The organism is Streptomyces sp. NPDC051172 (genome assembly GCF_040682555.1).
GTDB lineage: Bacteria > Actinomycetota > Actinomycetes > Streptomycetales > Streptomycetaceae > Streptomyces.
Genome location: NZ_JBFBBE010000095.1, coordinates 1 through 18304, shown reverse-complemented (window position 1 = coordinate 18304; position 18304 = coordinate 1). Strand labels below are relative to the sequence as shown.

Below are 18304 nucleotides of genomic sequence, written 5' to 3'. Positions count from 1 at the left end.
GCAGCTCACCCCGTCCCGTACCGCTGGCGCAGCTCGGCCTTGCGGACCTTGCCGGTCAGGGTCTTGGGCAGCGCGTGCAACAGTTCCACGCGGTCCGGCAGGAAGCGCTCGTCATGTCCGGACTCCCGGACCCTGGCGCGGACTTGGTCGAGTGTCGGGCCCTGCTCACCGCGCGGCACCACGACCGCGCAGATCACGGGGTCGGCGCCGTCGGTCGCGGGCGGCAGGCCGACCAGCGCTGCCTCGATGGCCTCTGGATGGCTGCCGATGACCGCTTCAAGCTCGGTCATGGGCGCGACCTGCCCGTCCCGGACTATGGCGTCGCGGGCCCGGCCGACGATACGGATGCCGCCGCGGCCGTCATCCCGAGCCAGATCGCCGGTGTCGAACCAGCCGTCCGCATCGAACTCGGCAGCGAAGACCTCCTCGCGGCGGTAGTAACCGAGCGCGAGCGACGCGCCGCGCACCTTGAGACGGCCCGTGCCATCAGCTCCGGCCGCCTCGATGCGGGTCTGCATGGCGTCGATCGCGCGACCATTGCTGTGTGCGGCCCAGTCCTCGGGGTCGACGGGACGGGTCATGGTGACCGGGCCGTTCTCCGACATGCCCCACAGCGAGAAGGTCCGCGCGCCGAGCGTCGCGTGCACCTCGTCGGCAAGCTCTTTGAGAACCGGCGCCGAGCCGATGACGACGTGCCGCAGCGTGCTCGTGTCCCGCTGCTCCGCCCGTTGCGAGGCGGCGACGTCGGCGAGCGTGGCCGGCGGCCCGTACAGCAGCGTGGCGCCGTAGCGCTCCACCAGGTCCAGCAGCGCCTCGTTCCTGCGCACGTCCTGGAAGGCGACGGTGCCGCCGAGCATGACGCCCGCGAGGACGCCCTGCGCGAAGCCGGAGTAGTGCACGAGCGGCGTGGACACCGCTGCCACCCAGTCGTCGCCGAGCCCGAAGGCGTCGACGTAGCCACGCACAGCGGAGTGCACCGTGTTCTGGCTGTGCAGTACGCCCTTGGACTCGCCGGTGGTACCCGAGGTGAACAGCACCACGAAGGGTTCGTCGGCGCTCAACGCCAAACCGTCCAACTCGGCTGTGCCGAACTCCTCTTCGCGATCCTCGGCCACGAAGTGGGCGTGGAAGGAGAGCGCGCCGGCCGGCACCGGGCCGCCCACCACCGCGACGTGGCCGAGTGCGGGCAGTTCGGCCCGCAGCCCGGTGATGATCTCCGCCAGCGGCGTGCCCGACCATTCGGGGAGCGTGACGCACACCCGGGCCTCGGTCAGTCCGAGGCGATGCCGCAGCTCGTCCTTCGGGCAGATCGGCGAGATGGGACAGACGACGGCGCCGACGCGCATGCACGCGAACATCAGCGGCACCATCTCCCACCGGTTGGGCAGCTGTACTGCGACGACGTCACCCCTGCGCACGCCGAGCCGGAGCAGCGCGAGCGCGAACCGGTCGGTCAGCCGGGCCAGTTCGGCGTAGTCCAGCGTGTCGGTGCGCGCCTCGGCGATCCGGCGCCCGGCGATCGCCGGCCGGTGCGGGCGCTCGCGTGCCTGGCGGTGCAGGTCGTCGAGGAAGGTCTCGTCGCGCCACCAGCCGCGCCGCCGGAACTCGGCTGCGCGTTCGCCGGACACCGCGCCGGCCGCGCCGGGGTGCGCGGCCTCGGCCGGGGCAGTCATCGGCGGTCCTTCCGGCGGGCCGCAAGCAGCTCCGGCAGCGGGTCGCCCGCCCGGTCGGCCGCGATCTCCAGCAAGTCCCGGGTGTTCTGCCGTACTCGGTCTCCGACCCAGTCGAACACCCACGCCTTGCGTGCCTCCGCCTCCAGGTCGAAGGGCACGACCCGGGTGACGGCCAGGGCGGCGGACGCGGCCCCGCCGATGTTGGCGATCACGCCCGGGACCAGGATGCCGCCCGAAGCGGCCACCTTCTCCTTGGCCGAGGCGCTGGAGGCGAGGTTGGCACCCTCGACGACAAGTCCGGCGCGCAGACGGTGGGTGTTCTCGGCGGTGAGCGCGTACTTCTGTGCCGCGAGGACCAGCAGGTCGGCGTCTACGTCGAGCCAGGCGTCCGGCTCGGCGGAGAGAGCGACGTGCTGTGGCAGACGCGAGCGGTCGATCCGCCCGAACTCGTCGGTGACGGCGATCAGATCGGCCACCGGCAGCCGGTCCGCGCTGATGGTGCCGTCGATGTCGGCGACGCCCACGATGACGTGCCCGCGGTCCTCCAGGAACTGTGCGACCGCCCGGCCCACCGTGCCGAAGCCCTGCACCACGACCCGGGCCGACTCTGTCCGGCCACGTTCCTCCAGGGCGGTGACCGCTGCCACCCCGACGCCGTGTCCGGTGACGTCGATCAGGGGCTCGTAGTAGGTACGCCAATCGACCGGCATGTCCGGGGCACCGAGCCGGTAGCGCGGGTCGTAGCCGGCCTCGGAGAAGAAGACGGCTCGGTCGGCGGAGGTGACACCCATATCGATGCCGAGGTGGATGCCGCCGTACAGCAAAGGCTTGACGGTCCGGCCGAAAGTACGGAAGGTCTCCTCGCGGTTGCTGCCGTCGGAGACGATGCCGCCCTTGGCGCCGCCGATGCGCAGCCCTGCGAGCGTGAACTTGTCGGTCATGTCACGGGCCAGTCCGCGGACCTCCTCCTCGGTGACCCCCGGGGTCATCCGCACCCCGCCCATGGCCAGGCCGTCGACGAGCGTGTCGACCACCACCCAGCCCTTGATGGGGCCGCCGCTGCCAGTCAGGTGGACGGTGAAGGCGGGCTCTTGCGTGTCTTCCAAAATGCTCATGGCAACTCCCAAGTCCTTGGGTGAGTAGGTGAATCGGCGGTGGTCACCGGTAGAGCTGCGTGAAGCCGCGCAGGATCTCCTGGCCGTCGCTGCGGAACTCCAGATGCGCCTGGGAACCGAAGATGCGTCCGTCGTCGGAGCGGAGGAACTCGACGGGCGCGTGCGCGGAGCGGCCGATGGAGCGGAAGCCCTCCGGGGCCTCCTGGAGATAGAGGGTGTGCCGGTGGAACACCGTTACCGTCGGTTTGACGTGGGTGAACAGCGGCTCTTCCTTGTCGACCTGCACCTCGTAGCCGCCGACCCGCTGCGGGCCCTCTGCGAGCCGGCCACCGGCCGAGACCGCCAGGATCTGCATGCCGCCGCAGATCCCGAAGACCGGCACATCGGCGGTCATGACGAGATCGACGAGCGGCTTGTAATGGTCGCGGTCGTAGGCCCGCACCTTGGTGCCGCTCAGCACGATCGCCTGGTAGCGGCCGTCGAGTCGGGATGGCACGGACAGCGCGTCGACCACGTCGGTGGCCGAGCCGAACTCCTCGAAGCGGCGGCGCAGTTGGGGCAGGGACAGGGTTCCGTTGTTGACGACCAGGACACGGGGCTGCGCCACGTATGTACTCCTCACGTTCGCGTGATGACGGTGCCGGTGCGGGCGGCGAGCAGATCGGTGACGGGCGCGCTGCCGATGACGACCCGCCCCACACCGCGCTCCAGGGCTTCGCCGGCGGCCCGCAGCTTCTTGCGCATGCCGCCGGTGGCGCCCTTGTCGCGGAACGCGGCAGCGGCCTCGGCGCCGATCTTGCGCACCGGCTCGCCGTCGATCAGCAGGTGTGCTACGTCGGTGACGAGCACCAGGTCGGGTGCGCCGACGGCGCCGGCGAGAGCGGCGGCGGCCCGGTCGGCGTCGGTGTTGACCTCCCGGCCCGACGTGTTGCGGGCCAGCGGAGTGACCAGCCGGGCGTCGCCGGGCTCCAGATCCTTCAGCAGGGTCGGGTCCGCGCCGGTGACCGGGCCTACCAGGTTCTCCAGCTCGACCAGTCGCTTGTCCTGCCACCACCAGCGCTCCGCCTCACCCGCGGCGAGCAGTCCGTCGCTGCCCAGTAGTCGTTCGACACGCAGGCCGCGCCGTTCCAGCCGCTCAAGCACCTCGATGCCGAGCCGGGCGCTGACGGTCTTGATGTCGTCGATGACTTCGGGTGTGGTCCAGCGGCTCTGGTTGCCGTACCGGTCGCGCAGGATCGCCGATGGCTCGCGGTAGCGGGCGCTGAGTTTCCTCAGCGGCTTGGACCAGCCGTGCACGAGGACGAGCGGACGCTGTCGGCCCAGCCGGGCGAGGTCGTCCCACCAGGCGCCGTCGAGGTCGTCGAGGCAGCTGCCGCCGAGTTTCACGACGGCCGGGGCCTCTCGTGGGTCATGGGTCGGGCTCATGCGGGCATCACCGGGTGCATGGTCAGACCCGTCTCCTCGGGCAGCCCGAACCGGAGGTTCACCGCCTGCACGGCCTGGCCCGCCGCGCCCTTGACCAGGTTGTCCAGGGCAGCGAGGACGACGATCCGGCCGCCCTCCTCGTCGTACATCGCCGTCACATCGCAGTAGTTGGAGCCGAGCACCGCCTGCGGGTCCGGCACCGGGATCAGCGTCTCGGCGTGCCGCCGCACCCGCACAAATCGGTGCTCCTTGTAGAAGCGCAGGTACGCCCGCTGCAGCGTGCGCTGGTCGACCTCGCCGTCGGTGAACACATAGCTGCTGGTGAGCAGCCCGCGCACATGAGAGACGCCGTACGCCGACATGCTCAGCGAGCCGAGCGTGCCGGGCTTGCTGCGCTCCAGGAAGTCGCTGACCTCCGCCGCATGCCGGTGACCCGTGGGCGCGTACGGTGCGATGGCGCCGTTGCGGAAGGGGTGCAGGTCGGTGGTACGCAGTTGCAGGCCGCCGCCGCTGGAGCCGCTCTTGCCGTCCACCACGACGGTCTTCAGGTCAAGGCCGAGGCCGAGGGTGAGCGGGGCGAGGCCGAGCGTGATCGCGGTGGCGTAGCAGCCGGGCAGCGAGATCAGCGCCGCGTCGGCCAGCTGGTCACCCACCAGCTCCGGCACGCCGTAGACGAACCGGTCGGCCAGGTCGGCGCGCCGCTGGACCTTCGGGTACCAGCGTGTGTGCCGCTCCTGGGTGCGGATGCGGAAGGCGCCGCTCAGGTCGACGACGGCCGGGACACGGTCGGCGAGCAGCGCGGCCAGTTCGGCGGAGACCGGGGCGGGGGTGGCCAGCAGGATGACGTCGACCTGGTCGGCGACCTCCTCGGCGACCGGCTGTACGGTCAGGCCGGTGTCGATGCGCAGACCCGGGTGCAGTTCGGCCGGGCGCCTGCCGATGTTGGAGGAGCCCCCGAGAAAGGTCAGCTCCAGGTCGGGGTGCTGGGTGATCAGCCTGATGAGTTCGCCGCCGGCCAGCCCGGAGGCACCGACGACTCCTACGCGGATCATGCGAGCAGCTCCTGCACGTAATGGCCGATGGCCGAGGCGACGTCCGCGCCGGTGGCCGAGGCCACGGCCCGGAAGCCGGGGGCGTGGTTGACTTCGTTGACGACGTAGCCGTCGGCGGTGCGGAAGAGGTCGACTCCGTAGATGCCGGGCCCGAGTTCCGCCGTCACAGCCTCGACGATCTTGATCACGTCGGGGTCGTGGGCGACGGCCCGGCTGTCGTTGCCGAGTGCGGCGTTGTTGCGCCAGTCCGTGCCGCCGCTGGCGAACTCCGCGGCGCCGACCAGCTCATGGCCGACGACCAGGCAGCGCACCGAGGTGCCGCCCATGTACGGCTCGACCAGGCAGGCTTGCTCGAAAGCGTGGCCGAGGTCCTCGATGTAGTCGTACACGGACTGCGCGGTGTCGGCGTGCCGGATCAGCGTGACCCGCTTGCCCATGCCGCCGAAGACCGGCTTGAGCACCACCGGGAGTTCTAGTTCGGCGAGCGCCTGCTCGAAGTCCTTGCGTGACAGCACGAGCCGGAAGTCCGGCACCGGGACGCCGGCGGTGCGCAGGACGGTGCGCAGCGCGGCCTTGTTCTCGCAGGCGTGGATCGCCCGGGCCGTGTTGAGGGTGCGTGCTCCGGCGGCCTCGGCGAGGCTCGCGACCAGGCCGCCACGGGTGTAGCTGCGGCTGCGCACCAGCACCGCGTCGTAGTCCCGGACGGACGGGGCGTCGGAGTGGCCGAGGCACAGAGACTCGTCGTTGACCCAGTCGAGGGAGAGGCCGAACTCATCCGCCCGCTGGATCAGTTGACGCTCCTCCCAGGCGATCCGGTCTGCGACGACGGCGACTTTGCGGCCCATCTCACTGACCCCAGTCGCGCAGCTGAACCTCGACCATCTGCAGGGTCAGCCGCCCGTCTGCGATGTCCTCGACGCGCAGCGTGAGCATGCACTCGGGGCAGGAGAGGGTCTCGCCCTGGACGACCGGGGGCACGGTCAGCTCGGTCTCGCATTCCGGGCAGGCGCCGGTGAGGGTTGCGGTGGACATGTGGAGCTCCGTTCTTGAGCTGAAAAACAGTTGGGCTGTGAAGGTCGCTCAGACGGACTGGAAGTCGATCGCGGCCTTGCGGATCGCATCCCGGTCCAGGAGCGGGCCGCCGGCCCGCTCCTGGCGGTCGATGAGCCACGGAGTGAAGGCGTCGACGTCGACGAAGATCCCGGAGTCTGCCAGCGCCCACTTGACGAGAGCCGAGGTCAGCCGGGTGCGGACCCGCAACTCACGGGCGTTGCCGACCAGTTCGGCGGGCAGGGTTTCGTAGGCCTCCGGGTGGCTGAGCTGACCGGGCAGCTCGTAGGCGAAGGCGTGCGGCGTGGTCGGGCCGGACTGGAAGGCCTCGCCGAGGCCGGAGCCCTTGAGGGCGATGCGGGACAGCTCGGTGAGGTGGGTGAGGTCGAAGCGGGTGTCGCCGTGCACGACCCGCAGCGAGGTGAGCAGTTCGGCCAGGGGGGCGTTGCCGCCGCGCTCGCCTATGCCGCCGACGGTCGCCGAGATCCACTGTGCTCCGGCGCGGACGGCGGCGAGTGAGTTGGCGACGGCCATGCCCAACATGTTGTGCGAGTGGATTTCGACCTCGGAGCCGTCGATCGCGGTGAGGTCGGCTATCACCGCCTCCATCTGCCAGGGCGAGAGGTAGGCGACGGTCTCGGCGAGCCGGAACCGGTCGGCCCCGGCCTCGAAGCCGGCGGTGACATACGGGACGAGCCGCTCCCTCGGGGTACGGGCCCCGTCCTCGCCGCTGAAGGTGACGTGGAAGCCCCGCTCCTTGGCCTGTGTGATCGCCGAACGGGCCAGCGCATGCAGGAACTTGGCGCTCGGCGAGCCCAGCTTCAGGTTGGCGTGCTGCTCCGAGGTGGGGATGGAGTACATGATGTGGCGCACGCCCAGGCGCTCGGCCTCGTCGAGAGCCCGGGCCACCTGCTGCCGGTCCCGTACCACGAGGAGCGTCATGCTGCGCTCGGGGCCGACGGTTTCGTGCACGGCCTCGACCAGAGGGGCGTCCTTGGAGCCCGGTCCGGAGACCATGCCTACTTCGACCAGTTCGACGCCGGTTCGCACCAGCAGGTCGGCGACGGTCGCCGCGTCCTTCGGGCCGAACTCGACGCCTGCCATGTGCGCGGAGTCGCGCAGTGTGGCGTCGGATATCTTCGGCGGGATCGGGAGTTTCTCTTGGTTTTCCGCTGCTGCCATTTCAGTTCACTCCTTGTTCCAGAAAGGAATTTTCATCCCTGCTTCCAGAAGAGTTCGGTGAACCGCAATCCGGAAACGGATGCGGCTGGCGCTGACCAACAGCCTCCGTGCTGAGACCGGTTCAAAGCAACGACTTCCGCGTCAGAGGGCTGTGGAAAAGTGTCAGGGAATGTCAGGAACGACAGGACGTGCAAGAACGATGTCGGTCGTACGAAAAAGAGGACGGAATGCGGTGATCGGACGGTTGTACTGCGCCTACCGTGCCGTTCATGGACCTTCTCTCACTGCCCCGCCTCGGACTCGTCGTCCCGCCGGAGAACCCCACCGCGGAACCGGAGTTCACCACTCTGTTCGGTCACCGCGTGAACGTGTACACGGCCCGCTTCCCGGTGACACCAGGACTCGGTCTCAGGGACATGCTCGAGTCCTATAACCGCGTCCTGCCCGACATGCTCGGTCAGTTCGGCGGCATGCGGCTGGACGGGGCCGTGGTGGCGTGCAGCGCCTCGCACTACTTGCTGGGCCCGGACGGCGATCACGCCTTCTGCGCCGAGTTGTCCGACCGGGCAGGCTTCCCGGTGTGGTCCTCGACGCAAGCGATCCTGGCCGCCTGCGAGGCCCTGGGCGTGCGCCGGCTGAGCCTCGTCTCGCCGTACCAGCCGTGGCTCACCGACACCTCGCGCACCTTCTGGGAGCGGGCCGGCCTCACGGTCGACGGGGTGGTGCTGGTCCCTGCGCGCTCAGCGCCCGGCGGCGGCCGGCACTACGACCCGTACGAGGTGACGACCGAGGCAATACGCGAACGAATCGCGGCGAGCGAACTCCCCGACGACACTGCTCTGTTGTTCACCGGCACGGGCATGGGCACGCTCGCCGCACTCGACGAACTGGCCCGGCACGAGCCAGGCCGCACGCTGCTCACGTCCAACCTGGCGTCAGCCTGGTGGGCAGGGCGCACATTGCTCGGCAGCGATGCGGGCGAGGCGCACTCGCTACTGAGGCGACTGGAGAAAACGGCGGTGTGAGACGTGGAGGGCCCCCGGCGTACGGGCCCTCCACGCGCTCCCGGCTCTCGGCGGCCTATGACGCCTCGCGTATCCCGGGCGTCTCCGACATCTCAGGGGTGCGGCCTCCGCCGTATCCCATCCGGTAGCCGACGCCGCGTACGGTGGTGATCCACCGGCTGCAGCCGAGTTTCGCCCGCAGGCTGCTCACATGGGTATCTATGGTGCGGCTGGTGCAGGCCCAGTTGTGGCCCCATACCTCGGCCATCAACTCTTTTCGTGACACGACCGTTTCGGGATTCACGGCCAGCGCGTAAAGCAGCTCGAATTCCTTCGAGGTGACCGGAACCAGCCGGTCATGCAGCCGTACTTCCCGCCTGCGTGGATCTATGTGCAGCGGGCGCAGGGAAATGGTCTTCGCCGGGGCCGCGCTGCGGTGGGCACGGCGCAGCACGGCCTCTATCCGCGCGCCGATTTCTCTGAAACCCCAGGTCTTCGCCACACAGTCGTCCGCCCCGGCGCGCAGTGCGAGAACTCGTTCCAGTTCGTCGTCGAGGTCGGTCACGGCTATCAGCGGGGTGTCCCCGTCGCTGCGCACCGACCGGCACACCTCCAGTCCGTCGATGTCCGCGAGCTCCAGTGAGAGCAGCACCAAATCCGCGTCACGGTACGTGCGCAGTGCCCGCGCCCCGGTGTGCACGCTTCGCGTGGTGTAGCCCTGTCTGCGCAGGTCGCGCTCGATTGCCTCGGCAGCCGAGGCATCGTGCTCCACTACAAGTACGTTCGTCACCCTTGCCGTCCCCTCTTCATCGGCTCCCTCGGTTGCTGTCAGCTCGCGGTCCTGCTCGGCTCGGTCACGGGGGTGCCAGAGCGGACAGGGGCGTTGCCTGAGACGCCGTCGAGGTATTGGTAGAGGTGTGCGGCTGACGCCATCGTCATGTGGTGGTGCCAGCCCGGGAAGGAGCGACCTTCGAAGTCCAGGACGCCGAACCGATTTTGCAGGACGGAGACCGTCGACAGGGCAGCGGTCCGGCCACGCACCAGGGAGAGCACCTCATCCACTGGCAGGTCCGTGAGGCTGGTGATCCAGTACCGGGCGGGCAGTCGGCCCTCCGGGGCGGGTCGCTCCAGGATCCGGTATGTGCGCGAGGCGCCGTCGGCGCCCGCCCCCAGCTGCGGCAGCCGGACCGTGCCGGCGTATGCGTGGATCGGCACCACCTTGGTGCGGCCGTCCGGAGTCTGCCGCACCATCACATGGGGCTGCCGGGCGTGCCGCATCTCCATGATGGCACCCACGGTGCTTACGGTCGGCGTGTGCTGTCCGACGAGCACGACCTGTCCGGGATCGACCTCGCACACCACGTCCAGCCGCTCCCGGGCCAGCCCCGCGAGCACGCCGGCTGCATCGTCACACCGGGTCAGGTCGAGGACCCAGGGCAGCCCGGCCGCGTGCGGCAGCGTGACCACGTTCGCGGCATAGTCGAGGACGTAGGCGCCGACGGGACGCTCCTTCTCCTCCTCAGGTATCCGGGCACGCTGCCTGCGCTGCGGGTCCCAGTCCCAGGGGCCACTGAGCACCAGACTCCAGTCGACCGGGAATGATTGGTTGTCGACGGCCAGGAAGAGGCCCAAGGCACGCTGGCAGTTGACGGGCTGTCCGGTCGCGGGGTCCACGCGATCGTGCACGCCCACTGAGTGGTCACCGTTCTTCGGGATGATGAGTTCGGCGACCGACCATGCGTAGGGCGCCGCACCCGCGGTGACGCGCTCGGCGAGCCTGCGGCGCACCGGCTGCCATTCCCAGGGGCTGGCGTTGATGAACTGGTGCAGCCCGCGTACTGCCGCCGCGGGTAAGGAATCCGCGCGCGCCATGCGCCGTGGTGTCTTCTTGCCGGATCCGTGGATCAGAGACCACAGATACGCTTGGGCCCAACGGCGTTGCTCCACCCGGTGAAGCGATTGGAAGATGTCCTCGACAAACCCCTGCATACGCGCGCCGTGGGTTGTTGCAGTGCGTGTCTCTCTCGACGGCATAAACGCTACGTCCCCTCGTATTTCGCAACGCTCGCACCGTGGTCGGTGCATCGTGCATGTTGCACGTGCAACAAAATACCGTCGGGGCAACAGTTCTGTCTGTTGAGCTTACGCACTTCGCGACTTCGCGTGCTGATCAGGGCAAACGAGGTAGGCGGCCACGGGAGGACGGCGCGAACCAGAGGCCGGAAAACCCTGCTTGGCGCGATACCGATGCCCTCATTCAGGTTCGGCCGGTGAGTGTCAAAATCTCATTAACAAAATGTGGGTGGCCTAAATCCCGGCGACCGCCGAAGGCCGGGGGATACCTTCGGCGGTCAGTTTGTGGGGGCCGACGTGCAGTCGCTCAGCGCCGGTGCGCCGCCAGTGTGTCCAGCCAGTTGCCCACCAGGCCGTGTACGGCGTCCGGTTGGTCGAGGTGGACGTTGTGGCCGGCGCCGTCGATGACGGCGTAGGTCGCGCGTGGATAGTGCTCCATGAGCTCCAACTGGTCCCGCCAGCCCACCATGTGGTCCTGGCGGCCCGTCACCACCAGGTGTGTGCCGTCGTGGGTGCCGAAGCGGGACTCCGGGGTCTGCGTGAGCAGGTACGCCTTGAGCAGCGCAGCGGCGTCCTCGCGGTGGTGGGCGCGGATGCCGGGCAGTACATGGTCGCGGAAGGTGCTCCAGCCCGCGTCGTCCTGATACAGCGCGATGCCTTCGAACACCTCGCGGTCGGCCGGGTCGAGCGAGGCCAGCAGTGCCTCGTCCCGGGTGAGCACCTGCCGCTCGGGCAGCACACGTTCACCTGTCGGCTTGACCAAGGGCGCGATCAGCGCCGTTCCCAGGACCTGCCAGCCTCGCTCGGCGATCAGGTGCCGGGCGAGCTGACCGCCGTAGGAGATGCCCACGACCGCGAACGGCTCGTCGCCGATGACCTTGTCGACGAACCGCAGCACCGCCTCGCCCATGGCCTCGGCCGTGACAGGCCCGGCCAGCCGCGGCGAGCGGCCGGATCCGGGCAGGTCGACGTAGAGCCGCCGCCAGCCGCGGCGCGCGGCGAACACGGGCTCCAGAGGGAGCAGGAGCCGGTGGTCGATCGTGTAGCCGTGCAGCATTACCACAGGTGTGCCGGAGCCGAACTCGACATGGTGCAGCAGTTGCTGCACCGGCTCAGGCGTGTCGGTGTTCCGGGTCGATCCAGTGTCTTCGGTCATGGCTCCACAGTCCGATGCTGACATTGGTGTGATGGTCAAATTTCCTGTGAGAGTGGCTGGTTGACAGCCTCAGCCTGGTCAGGCGGCATGTCCGTCGCGCACCATGTCGAGGTACGCGGCGACGGCGTCACGGTTGCGGACCAGAAACCGGATGCGCTTGGTCATCCGGTCCCGTTCCCGTTCCAGCGCGGCGATGATCTCCGGCGAGGCGTCGGAGACGTGGATGGCTCCCGGCTCCTCCAGACAGGGCAGGATCTGCCGGATGATGCGGGTCGGCAGGCCCGCGTCGAGCAGGCCGCGTATCTGCCGGACGCGGTCCACGTTGCGCTCGTTGTAGCAGCGCCAGCCGTTGGACTCGCGCCGGGAAACGATCAGCCCCTGCTCCTCGTAGTAGCGCAGCAGTCTTCGGGAGGTGCAGGTGCGCTCCGACAGCTCTCCGATGCGCATACGAACTCCTCATCGCCCTTTGTCGCCTTGTTCGCCTGATGCGCTTACGCCGCCGACCTCTTGGCCGGGAATCCGTGGCTGCGGGCGAGCACGACGACGGCGATCACCGGCAGCATGAGCAGCAGCACGCTCCACGGCAGGGATCCGCTGCCACTCAGGTCGAGCAGCACGCCACCGATCACGCCGCCGCCCGCCATCGCGACGTTCCAGAGCGTGACCAGCATGGCCTGGGCCGCATCAGCGGCCGACTCGCCTCCTGCTTCACCGGCCGCGGTCTGCAGCAGCGTCGGCACCCCACCCCAGCCCAGGCCCCACAGCACGGCGGCGACGTAGACGAGTGCGGTGTGGTCGGCCAGCACAGCCAGCACCGCTGCGGCCACCGCGACCAGCAGGGAGCTGGCCACGGTCAGCGCACGCAGCCGCCGGTGGATCTGCGCGCCGACCATCCAGATACTGGCCAGCGAGGCGGCGCCGAAGACGAGCAGCACGAGGTCGGTGTTCCCGCCGATGCCGAGGTCGTCGAGGAACGTGGCGATGTACGCGTAGATGATGGTGTGCGCCAGGACGAAGACCAGGGTGACGAGCAGGACCGGGGCCACGCCGGGCACGCGCAGGGCATGCAGCATCTTCGGCCGCTCGCCGCCCTCCTGGCCGGGGAAGTCCGGTACGGCGGCGGCGATCCACGCCAGCAGCACCACGGTCAGAGCGGTCATTGCGAGGAAGGCCACGCGCCAGTCGGTCACCTTGCCGAGGAAGGTGCCGGCGGGCACGCCGAGCGAGAGCGCAACCGGAATGCCCGCCATTGCGACGGCGATCGCCCGTCCCTGCAGATGGGCCGGGGCCAGTCGGCGCGCATACCCGGCGAGCAGTGCCCAGGCCAGGCCCGCCGCGATGCCCGCGACGAAGCGCGCGGCCATGGTCAGCCCGTAGACGGAGGACAGCGCGGTGACGGTGTTGGCTACGGCGAAGCCGACCATGGCGGTCAGCAGCAGGCGCTTGCGGCGCCAGCCGGCGGTGATCGCGGTCAGCGGGATCGCGGTGAGCGCGGTGCCGATCGCGTAGATCGTGACCGTCTGGCCGGTCGCGGACTCGCTCACGTGCAGGTCACGGCTCATCGCCGGGAGCAGACCGGCGGGCAGGGTCTCGGTGAGACTCGTGATGAAGACGGCGGTCGCGAGGGCCAGCAGGGCGAACATGGGCAGCTTCTGCGGCTGTTCGCCGACCCCCTGCCGGTGCGCTGCGGCGCCGGTCTGCGCGGCTGAGCCGGCCGCGGTCTCCGGTGTGGTGCTCATGCGTGTGCTCCAGGGTTGTCGGGGATGCGGTGGGCGGACGCTTTCGGGCCCGCCTCGATGGGGTGAGCGAGCGGTCGTTCACGGCTGGTGCGGTGTCATGGCCGGCTGAGGCCGCCATCGACCGGGAGGTGGCCGCCGGTGGTGAACGTGGCGTCGGTGGCCAGAAAGAGCGCGGCGCGGGCGACCTCCTCGGCGGCGCCTAGGCGGCCCAGCGGTGGCAGGGGCGTACCGCCGCCGCCCGGAGCTTCGATACAGCCCGGCGCCACGGCGTTGACGCGGATGCCACGGGAGACAAGCTCGGAGGCGAGTGCCTGCACGGCGGCAGACGGTGGGCCGGGCGCCGTGAGTACGACCGCGCCGCCGTCCCTGAGGCTGGACCGCAGCTGACAAGCGGTGGCCACCGAATCGGCGAACAGCAGGTCGATCTCGCCGCCGGGGCCGAGGCAGGCCGTCACACCGGACGGGGGGACGACCTGGGCGGTGGAGCCCAGTTCGGCGCACAGGCCGCGGCGCTCCTCAGCGGTGCGGGCGGTCAGCACGACCTGGGCGCCGCCTTCCACCAGGCGCTTGGCGATGGCCAGCCCGATTCCGGTGGCCTCGCCGATGACAACGGCCCTCCGGCCCGCGTACTTGGTCATGCCGCCGCTCCCTCCCCCGCACCTGCCTCCTGTGCCGGGGCACGTGGTGCGGCCCGGCGGACACGACTGTGCGCCGGGCCGCTTCGGGAAACCTTCGGAACGGCTGATGGTCGGCTTACGGTCGGGCACGGTGCCGGGTTGTCAGCGGCCTCGGTGGCCATCGAGGGCGGAACGGTTCCGTGACGTACAGTGACGCACATGCGGTTTGGGGTGCTCGGCCCACTGACGGTGTGGGACGACAATGGGGTGGCAGTCAGGGTTCCCGAGGCGAAGGTCAGGGCGCTGCTCGCCGATCTGCTCGCGCATGACGGCGGTCCGGTCTCAGCGGACCGCCTCATCCACGACCTGTGGGGCGACCGACCGCCGGGCCGGCCCGCGGGTGCGCTGCAGGCCAAGGTCTCGCAACTGCGCCGGGTCCTGGGCCGGGACCGCGTGGTGCGCCAGCCGTCCGGCTACCGGCTGCGACTCGACGGCGACGCCGACGAGGTGGACGCCACCCGGTTCCGCGACCTCGTGGACCGGGCCCACGACGTCGCAGACCCGAGCACCCGGGCCGCGCTGTTCACCGAGGCACTCGAGCTGTGGCGCGGGCCCGCCTACGCAGACTTCGCCGATCGGGAGTTCGTCCGCGGGGCCGCGCAGCGTCTCACAGAGCAGCGGTTATCCGCACTGGAAGAGCAGGCCGAGGCCCGTCTCGCGGTCGGCGACCAGGCGCTCCTCGCCGGGGAACTCACCGACCTGGTGGCCCGGCATCCGCTGCGGGAACGGTTCCGCGCGCTGCAGATGCGGGCGTTGTACGCGGCCGGCCGGCAAAGCGAGGCGCTCACGGCGTACGAGGATCTGCGCTCGCGTCTCGTCGCCGACCTGGGCGTCGATCCGAGCCCCGAACTCGCCGCACTGCACCAGGCGGTGCTCCGCCAGGATCCGGAGCTGAGGGCGGTGCGGAACGCCGCCCTCCCTCATCCTCGCGGCGAGCGGGACGCCATCAGCTCTCGTCCCCCTGCGGAGGCGAACGCGGGCGCTGGGCCCGCACCCTCCAGCCTGCCCGCTTCCCTTACTCCTCTCATCGGCCGCGACGAAGCCCTCGTCCACCTCTCCGAACTCCTGTGTGCTGCACGGCTGGTGACTCTCAGTGGTCCGGGCGGAGTGGGCAAGACCCGGCTGGCCGTGGCGGCAGCCGACGCGGTTCACTGCGGTGGGGCTGCCGAAGGCCTGCCCGACGGGACCTGGTTCGTGGAGTTCTCCGGTGTCCGCGACGGGACTGCCGCCGAACTCGCCCAGATCGTCACCGCGGCGCTCGGCATCAGCGACCATGCGCCATCCGCCATGCCGGTCTCCGGCACCGGCGCCCGGTCGCCCGCGCACCACCTCGCCGCCGTGCTGCGCGACCGGCGCGCGCTGCTCGTCCTGGACAACTGCGAGCACGTCGTCGACGCCGCCGCCGAACTCGCCTCCCTGCTCCTGCGTACTGCGCCAGGCCTGCGCGTGCTGGCCACCAGTCAGGAGCCGCTCGGCCTGCCGGGTGAGGAGGTGTTCGCGGTGGAGCCGCTGCCCACCGATGACGCGGTACGGCTGTTCACACAACGGGCCGCCGCCGCGGCGCCCGGCTTCTCACTGGCCCCGGACGCCTGCGACGCCGCCGAGCGCGCTGCCGTCACGGAGATCTGCCACCGTCTGGACGGCATCCCACTCGCCCTGGAACTGGCCGCGACCCGCGTGCGGGCCCTGGGCGTGCACGAGCTGGCGGCCCGTCTCGGCGACCGGTTCCAGCTCCTGAACTCGGGACGGCGCGGCGCGCCCGAGCGCCAGCAGACCCTGCGCGCGGTGATCGACTGGAGCTGGGAGCTGCTCAGCGCGCCCGAGCGCATCGTGCTGCGCCGCCTGGCCGCCTTCAGTGACGGCTGCGACCTTCAGGCGGCCGAGGCGGTCTGCGCGGGTGACGGCGTCACCGGTACCGAGGTGCCCGACCTGGTGATCCGGCTCGTCGACCGGTCCCTGGTGGCCGTGGTGGCCGGACCGACCGGCCCTCGCTACCGGCTCCTGGAGTCCGTCGCCGCGTACGCGACCGAGCGGCTGCACGAGATGGAGGACATCGCCGCCGTACGCGACCGGCACCTGAGCCACTACCTCGCGCTCGCCGAACGCGCTGAGCCCGAACTGCGCGGCGCCGGGCAGCGGTCCTGGCTCACCCGGCTCGACGCCGAGTCCGGCAACCTGCGGGTGGCCCTCGACGAGGCGCTGCGCCGGGCCGTAGCCGGGACCCCGGCCCAGGCAGCACGCCTGGCTGTCTCCTTGGCTTGGTGGTGGCTGGTGCGCGGCCGCCTCACTCAGGCCCGCCGCAGCCTGCGCGCGGTCCTGGACGCCTCGACGGCCGCGAACGCGGAATCCGATCACGCCGAACTGGCTGTGCTGCACGCTGCCTTCGCCCTGCTCACCGGCGATCATGCCACCGCCACCACCATCCCGGACGGCGACGCCGTCCCCGACCCGGTGCGCCGGGCGCGATCGCTGTGGCTATGTGCGTACGGCCTGTTCAGCGCAGGAGCGGCGGCCGAGAGCGGCGAGCTGAACGACCGGGCACTGACCCTGTTCACCTCGGCGGGCGACCAGTGGGGCACCGCAGCCGCACTCGGGCTGCGGGCCACGCTGGCGCTGATACGCGGTGACCTCGACGGGCTGGGCCGCGACGGGCGGTGCAGCGCCGCGCTTTTCCGCGAGGTGGGTGACCGTTGGGGTGAACTGCAGACGGTGTCGCCGCTCGCGGCGCTCGCCGAGATCAAGGGCGAGTACGAGCACGCCGCAGACCGCCAGTACGAAGGGCTGCGGATGGCTCGCGAACTGGGCCTGGCGGCCGAGGTGTCGGCCCGGCTGTCCGGTCTGGGCCGCCTGGCGCTGCTGGCCCACGATTGGGACCGGGCCCGGGACCTGCACGAACAGGCACGGCGCAGCGCCGCCGAACAGGGCTACAAATACGGCGAGATCCACGCCGAGATGGGCCTCGCGCTCGGCGCCCGCCGCTCCGGCGACCTCGACGCCGCCGAGGTGCACCTACGCCACCTGCGCGACGGCTACGCGGACGTGTCCTCACTGGCGGGCGACCACCTGGTGCTGGCCGAGCTCGGCTTCGTAGCCGAACTGCGGGGCGATGCCGACCGGGCTGAGGCCCACCATCTGCGCGGCTTGGAGGTGGCCCGCACACTCGGCGAACCGCGCGCCTTCGCACTGTCCCTGGAGGGACTGGCCGGCGCGGCAGCCCTACTGGGAACCGGGCCCGCCGCGTGCTGTGCGGCTCTCCTGCTTGGCGCGGCCGACGCGGCCCGCCGCAGCGTAGGCGCACCGCTGCCGACGGCGGAACGCACCGACGTGGACCGCATCACCCACGCGGCGGGCACCACCCTGGGCGATGCGGCCTTTACGAAGACCTTCGCCCACGGCACTCGCCTGGCCCCCGAGGAAGCGCTACGCCAAGCCGCACCGGTCCTGGCGCGACTCACTCAGGAGGGCGACCAGCAGGTCCCGACCGACTGTGAATCCCCCGCTCCGCGCCGTCGGCGCTGAGCGCTGTGCCGGTCGGCTGGCCATGGGCGAGTTGCCCTAGTTATTCATCCTTGCTTGTTCTGCGGCCCGTCCAGGTACGGGCGATGGGGCGCCGGACGGGGTAGAGAACATCGGTGATCGCTGATCGGACCGATGCATCTCGGGCTCTGACGCGAGAAGAACTGCTCACCCTCCCGGCTGCTGTGAACCTGAAAACGGCGAACCGTGCGCTGTCCCTCAGCCGGACCACTGGCTATGCGTTGGCCAAGCGAGGTCAGTATCCGTGCTCGGTGCTCCGCCTGGGCAACGCACTGCGCTACACACACCGCGCTTCACACCGTTGGAGGCACCCGATGAGCGCGGAAGAAGCGGTCCACGCCGCAGAGTTCCTGATTGCGGGCCGCTTGGCCGCTCACCTTTCATCCTGCCTGGGCGTAATGGACGAAGTTAGAACCAGGCTTAGTGAAGCCTCGGTCTCATTCGGCTTGCCAAAATTCAAACGAATTCGGCGACCTAATTTATCCTGAAAAGGCGCCCGAGGTTCGGTAGCGTCTGGATCCCTCATCCTCGATCCACCGCGTGAATATTGATCACGGGTGTCGGGCGGGTTGCGGGTGTTTCTTCGGGGTGCGGGCAGCGGTGATCGCCGGGTGGCCGTCC

At 70.2% G+C, this 18304-nt stretch carries 16 protein-coding genes and 1 pseudogene; 3 read left to right on the top strand and 14 right to left on the bottom strand.

The annotated features are described in order from the left end of the window. Positions 1 to 5: 5 nt before the first annotated feature. From AB0N07_RS37895 to AB0N07_RS37860, 8 genes are read right to left on the bottom strand one after another with little or no spacing between them, the layout of a single operon-like run. The gene (locus AB0N07_RS37895; protein WP_365843193.1) at positions 6 to 1673 is read right to left on the bottom strand and encodes an AMP-binding protein; all 1668 of its coding nucleotides are present in this window, start codon (positions 1671 to 1673) and stop codon (positions 6 to 8) included. Continuing rightward, entirely contained in the window at positions 1670 to 2788 is a 1119-nt protein-coding gene (locus AB0N07_RS37890; RefSeq protein WP_365843192.1) for a Glu/Leu/Phe/Val dehydrogenase dimerization domain-containing protein, read from the bottom strand. Before AB0N07_RS37890 ends, AB0N07_RS37895 begins: the two co-directional genes overlap by 4 nt. Positions 2789 to 2831: 43 nt before the next feature. After that, the gene (locus AB0N07_RS37885) at positions 2832 to 3395 is read right to left on the bottom strand and encodes a gamma-glutamyl-gamma-aminobutyrate hydrolase family protein (protein ID WP_365843190.1); all 564 of its coding nucleotides are present in this window, start codon (positions 3393 to 3395) and stop codon (positions 2832 to 2834) included. Positions 3396 to 3406: 11 nt separating this feature from the next. After that, a complete protein-coding gene (locus tag AB0N07_RS37880) occupies positions 3407 to 4213 on the bottom strand; it encodes an acetylglutamate kinase (protein WP_365843188.1) in 807 nt (268 codons plus the stop codon). Next, the gene (argC, locus tag AB0N07_RS37875; RefSeq protein WP_365843186.1) at positions 4210 to 5265 is read right to left on the bottom strand and encodes an N-acetyl-gamma-glutamyl-phosphate reductase; all 1056 of its coding nucleotides are present in this window, start codon (positions 5263 to 5265) and stop codon (positions 4210 to 4212) included. Before argC ends, AB0N07_RS37880 begins: the two co-directional genes overlap by 4 nt. Beyond that, positions 5262 to 6110: a RimK family alpha-L-glutamate ligase gene (locus AB0N07_RS37870; RefSeq protein ID WP_365843184.1), complete on the bottom strand. Its 849-nt coding sequence runs from the start codon at positions 6108 to 6110 to the stop codon at positions 5262 to 5264. Before AB0N07_RS37870 ends, argC begins: the two co-directional genes overlap by 4 nt. A gap of 1 nt (position 6111) precedes the next feature. Next, a complete protein-coding gene (locus AB0N07_RS37865) occupies positions 6112 to 6297 on the bottom strand; it encodes a lysine biosynthesis protein LysW (protein ID WP_365843182.1) in 186 nt (61 codons plus the stop codon). A gap of 48 nt (positions 6298 to 6345) precedes the next feature. Beyond that, positions 6346 to 7497, bottom strand: coding sequence for an isopropylmalate synthase (locus tag AB0N07_RS37860; RefSeq protein WP_365843180.1), 1152 nt, complete (start codon positions 7495 to 7497; stop codon positions 6346 to 6348). A 269-nt stretch (positions 7498 to 7766) separates the two neighbouring features. Here AB0N07_RS37860 and AB0N07_RS37855 point away from each other — a divergent pair, with 269 nt between their 5' ends. After that, positions 7767 to 8522 carry an arylmalonate decarboxylase gene (locus tag AB0N07_RS37855; RefSeq protein WP_365843179.1) on the top strand — a complete coding sequence of 252 codons (756 nt, stop codon included), beginning with the start codon at positions 7767 to 7769 and terminating at the stop codon, positions 8520 to 8522. A gap of 55 nt (positions 8523 to 8577) precedes the next feature. On the opposite strand, the gene AB0N07_RS37850 is transcribed toward AB0N07_RS37855, so the two are convergent. The 6 genes from AB0N07_RS37850 to AB0N07_RS37825 all read right to left on the bottom strand — a co-directional run bounded on the left by AB0N07_RS37850 (position 8578) and on the right by AB0N07_RS37825 (position 14107). After that, positions 8578 to 9291 (bottom strand): response regulator transcription factor, encoded by a 714-nt coding sequence (locus AB0N07_RS37850; RefSeq protein ID WP_365843177.1) that lies wholly within the window; start codon positions 9289 to 9291, stop codon positions 8578 to 8580. Positions 9292 to 9329: 38 nt separating this feature from the next. Next, positions 9330 to 10490: a transposase gene (locus AB0N07_RS37845; protein ID WP_365843175.1), complete on the bottom strand. Its 1161-nt coding sequence runs from the start codon at positions 10488 to 10490 to the stop codon at positions 9330 to 9332. Positions 10491 to 10881: 391 nt separating this feature from the next. Continuing rightward, a complete protein-coding gene (locus tag AB0N07_RS37840; RefSeq protein ID WP_365843173.1) occupies positions 10882 to 11730 on the bottom strand; it encodes an alpha/beta hydrolase in 849 nt (282 codons plus the stop codon). A 78-nt stretch (positions 11731 to 11808) separates the two neighbouring features. Then, positions 11809 to 12177 carry a MerR family transcriptional regulator gene (locus AB0N07_RS37835; protein WP_365843171.1) on the bottom strand — a complete coding sequence of 123 codons (369 nt, stop codon included), beginning with the start codon at positions 12175 to 12177 and terminating at the stop codon, positions 11809 to 11811. 44 nt (positions 12178 to 12221) lie between these two features. Beyond that, a complete protein-coding gene (locus AB0N07_RS37830) occupies positions 12222 to 13469 on the bottom strand; it encodes an MFS transporter (RefSeq protein WP_365843169.1) in 1248 nt (415 codons plus the stop codon). 95 nt (positions 13470 to 13564) lie between these two features. Continuing rightward, positions 13565 to 14107, bottom strand: a complete 543-nt coding sequence (locus tag AB0N07_RS37825; RefSeq protein WP_365843167.1) for an SDR family oxidoreductase — start codon at positions 14105 to 14107, stop codon at positions 13565 to 13567. 198 nt (positions 14108 to 14305) lie between these two features. Here AB0N07_RS37825 and AB0N07_RS37820 point away from each other — a divergent pair, with 198 nt between their 5' ends. Together AB0N07_RS37820 and AB0N07_RS37815 are read left to right on the top strand one after the other, a co-directional pair. Then, positions 14306 to 17665 carry a BTAD domain-containing putative transcriptional regulator gene (locus AB0N07_RS37820; protein ID WP_365843165.1) on the top strand — a complete coding sequence of 1120 codons (3360 nt, stop codon included), beginning with the start codon at positions 14306 to 14308 and terminating at the stop codon, positions 17663 to 17665. Between the two features lie 146 nt (positions 17666 to 17811). After that, a pseudogene (locus tag AB0N07_RS37815) lies at positions 17812 to 17961 on the top strand (integrase); the annotation flags it as partial. Between the last annotated feature and the right edge of the window lie 343 nt (positions 17962 to 18304).

Bases quoted from the DNA above. Each gene is read 5' to 3' on its own strand.
- AB0N07_RS37895 (WP_365843193.1), bottom strand. From the start codon at position 1,673: ATGACTGCCCCGGCCGAGGCCGCGCACCCCGGCGCGGCCGGCGCGGTG.
- AB0N07_RS37890 (WP_365843192.1), bottom strand. From the start codon at position 2,788: ATGAGCATTTTGGAAGACACGCAAGAGCCCGCCTTCACCGTCCACCTG.
- AB0N07_RS37880 (WP_365843188.1), bottom strand. From the start codon at position 4,213: ATGAGCCCGACCCATGACCCACGAGAGGCCCCGGCCGTCGTGAAACTC.
- argC (WP_365843186.1), bottom strand. From the start codon at position 5,265: ATGATCCGCGTAGGAGTCGTCGGTGCCTCCGGGCTGGCCGGCGGCGAA.
- AB0N07_RS37870 (WP_365843184.1), bottom strand. From the start codon at position 6,110: ATGGGCCGCAAAGTCGCCGTCGTCGCAGACCGGATCGCCTGGGAGGAG.
- AB0N07_RS37865 (WP_365843182.1), bottom strand. From the start codon at position 6,297: ATGTCCACCGCAACCCTCACCGGCGCCTGCCCGGAATGCGAGACCGAG.
- AB0N07_RS37860 (WP_365843180.1), bottom strand. From the start codon at position 7,497: ATGGCAGCAGCGGAAAACCAAGAGAAACTCCCGATCCCGCCGAAGATA.
- AB0N07_RS37855 (WP_365843179.1), top strand. From the start codon at position 7,767: ATGGACCTTCTCTCACTGCCCCGCCTCGGACTCGTCGTCCCGCCGGAG.
- AB0N07_RS37845 (WP_365843175.1), bottom strand. From the start codon at position 10,490: ATGCAGGGGTTTGTCGAGGACATCTTCCAATCGCTTCACCGGGTGGAG.
- AB0N07_RS37840 (WP_365843173.1), bottom strand. From the start codon at position 11,730: ATGACCGAAGACACTGGATCGACCCGGAACACCGACACGCCTGAGCCG.
- AB0N07_RS37835 (WP_365843171.1), bottom strand. From the start codon at position 12,177: ATGCGCATCGGAGAGCTGTCGGAGCGCACCTGCACCTCCCGAAGACTG.
- AB0N07_RS37830 (WP_365843169.1), bottom strand. From the start codon at position 13,469: ATGAGCACCACACCGGAGACCGCGGCCGGCTCAGCCGCGCAGACCGGC.
- AB0N07_RS37825 (WP_365843167.1), bottom strand. From the start codon at position 14,107: ATGACCAAGTACGCGGGCCGGAGGGCCGTTGTCATCGGCGAGGCCACC.
- AB0N07_RS37820 (WP_365843165.1), top strand. From the start codon at position 14,306: ATGCGGTTTGGGGTGCTCGGCCCACTGACGGTGTGGGACGACAATGGG.